Source organism: Variovorax sp. P1_H2, from assembly GCF_056405295.1.
This window is the reverse complement of sequence record NZ_JBFUCJ010000259.1, coordinates 1-2063: the sequence shown is the minus strand read 5'-3', so window position 1 is coordinate 2063 and position 2063 is coordinate 1. Positions and strand designations below refer to the sequence as shown.

Annotated in this window: 2 protein-coding genes; both read right to left on the bottom strand. The window is 65.9% G+C overall.

Translation table 11 applies throughout. The features are described 5' to 3' along the window. Positions 1-168 precede the first annotated feature (168 nt). On the bottom strand, positions 169-1308 hold the full coding sequence (dnaJ, locus tag AC1D2E_RS35615) for a molecular chaperone DnaJ (RefSeq protein ID WP_478201760.1): 1140 nt from the start codon (positions 1306-1308) through the stop codon (positions 169-171). A gap of 92 nt (positions 1309-1400) precedes the next feature. Further along, positions 1401-2063: Hsp70 family protein (locus AC1D2E_RS35610; RefSeq protein WP_478201759.1), on the bottom strand; the 663-nt coding region annotated here is incomplete at its 5' end.

Sequence of the window (2063 nt, the reverse complement as noted above, 5' to 3'; positions counted from 1 at the left end):
GATCGGCGGCGAATGCAGGTTCTATTCATATGACACGTTCGTCTGTTCCGGACCCAACGCCCGGGGCGCCGGCGCCGCCTACGGGAAAGCGCCGACAACAAAAAAGCGGCCCGCAGGCCGCTTTGGATTCGCCGCCGGTGACCCCGGCAGCCGGCACCCCGGTGGCGCTCAGCTGAAGAATTCCTTCGCCTTGTCGAACCAGCCCTTGTCGGTCGGGCTGTGCTTGTCGCCGCCCTTCTTGAGCGACTCGTCGAGCTCTTTCATCAGCTTGCGCTGGTGTTCGGTCAGCTTGACCGGCGTTTCGACCCGGACGTGGCAGTACAGGTCGCCCGGGTAGCTCGAGCGCACGCCCTTGATGCCCTTGCCGCGGAGGCGAAACTGCTTGCCGCTCTGGGTGCCGTCCGGGATGTCGATCGCGGCCGCGCCCTTCAGGGTCGGCACGTTGATCTCCCCGCCGAGCGCCGCCGTGGTGATGCTGACCGGCACCACGCAGTGCAGGTCGTCGCCGTCGCGCTCGAACAACTCGTGCTTCTTGAGGCGGATCTCGATGTAGAGATCGCCGGGCGGGCCGCCGTTGGTGCCGGGCTCGCCGTTGCCGGTGCTGCGGATGCGCATGCCGTCGTCGATGCCGGCCGGGATCTTCACTTCCAGCGTCTTGTTGTTCTTGATCTTGCCCTGGCCGTGGCAGGTGGTGCAGGGCTCGGGAATGATCTTGCCCGAGCCGTGGCAGGTGGGGCAGGTCTGCTGCACGCTGAAGAAGCCCTGGCGCATCTGGACCGCGCCCTGGCCATGGCAGGTGGTACAGGTGATCGGCTTGGTGCCGGGCTTGGCGCCCGTGCCCTTGCAGGTGCCGCAGTCGTCCCAGCTCGGGATCCGGATCTGGGCGTCCTTGCCATCGGCCGCTTCCTCGAGCGTGACTTCCATCGCATAGCTCAGGTCGCTGCCGCGGAACACCTGGCGGCCGCTGCCCTGGCGGCCTCCCCGGGCGCCGCCGAAGACGTCGCCGAAGATGTCGCCGAAGGCCTCGGCGAAGCCGCCGAAGCCTTCCGCGCCCGGCCCGCCGCGCATGTTGGGGTCGACGCCCGCGTGCCCGTACTGGTCGTAGGCGGCGCGCTTCTGGCTGTCCGACAGCATTTCGTAAGCTTCCTTGACCTCCTTGAACTTGGCCTCGGATTCCTTGCCGGCGTCGCCGTGGTTGCGGTCGGGGTGATGCTTCATCGCGAGCTTGCGATAAGCCTTCTTGATTTCCTCCTCGCTCGCGTTCTTGGGAACGCCGAGGGTTTCGTAGTAGTCGCGTTTGGTGGCCATGGTCGGGAATCGGTGGCGAAATCGGTGGGGCAGAAAGCGGAAAAGGCCGGACCGCCTTGCCAGGGGGTCCAGCCTCGTTCAGGGCGGGAAGATCAGCCCTTCTTGACTTCCTTGACCTCGGCGTCGACCACGTTGTCGTCCGCCGGTGCACTTGCAGCTTCCGGGCCAGCGCCCGGACCGCCGGCCGCTCCAGCGGCCGCCTGCGCGTCGGCGTACATCTTCTCGCCGAGCTTCTGGCTGGCGCTCATCAGCGTGTTCGTCTTGTTGTCGATCGCGGCCTTGTCCTCGCCCTTCAGGGCTTCTTCCACGTCCTTGATCGCCGCCTCGATCTTTTCCTTTTCGCTGGCGTCCAGGCTGGCGCCGTGCTCGCCGAGCGACTTCTTGACGCTGTGCACCATCGCCTCGCCCTGGTTGCGGGCCTGGGCCAGCTCGACCTTCTTCTTGTCCTCGGCCGCGTTGAGTTCGGCGTCCTTCACCATCTTCTGGATCTCGTCCTCCGAGAGGCCCGAATTGGCCTTGATGGTGATCTTGTTTTCCTTGCCGGTGCCCTTGTCCTTGGCGCCGACGTGCAGGATGCCGTTGGCGTCGATGTCGAAGCTGACTTCGATCTGCGGCGTGCCGCGCGAAGCCGGCGGGATGCCTTCGAGATTGAATTCACCGAGCAGCTTGTTGCCCGAGGCGATYTCGCGCTCGCCCTGGAACACCTTGATCGTCACSGCCGGCTGGTTGTCCTCCGCGGTCGAGAAGGTCTGCGC

Coding starts and splice junctions, on each gene's coding strand:
- dnaJ (WP_478201760.1), bottom strand. CDS start 1,308: ATGGCCACCAAACGCGACTACTACGAAACCCTCGGCGTTCCCAAGAAC.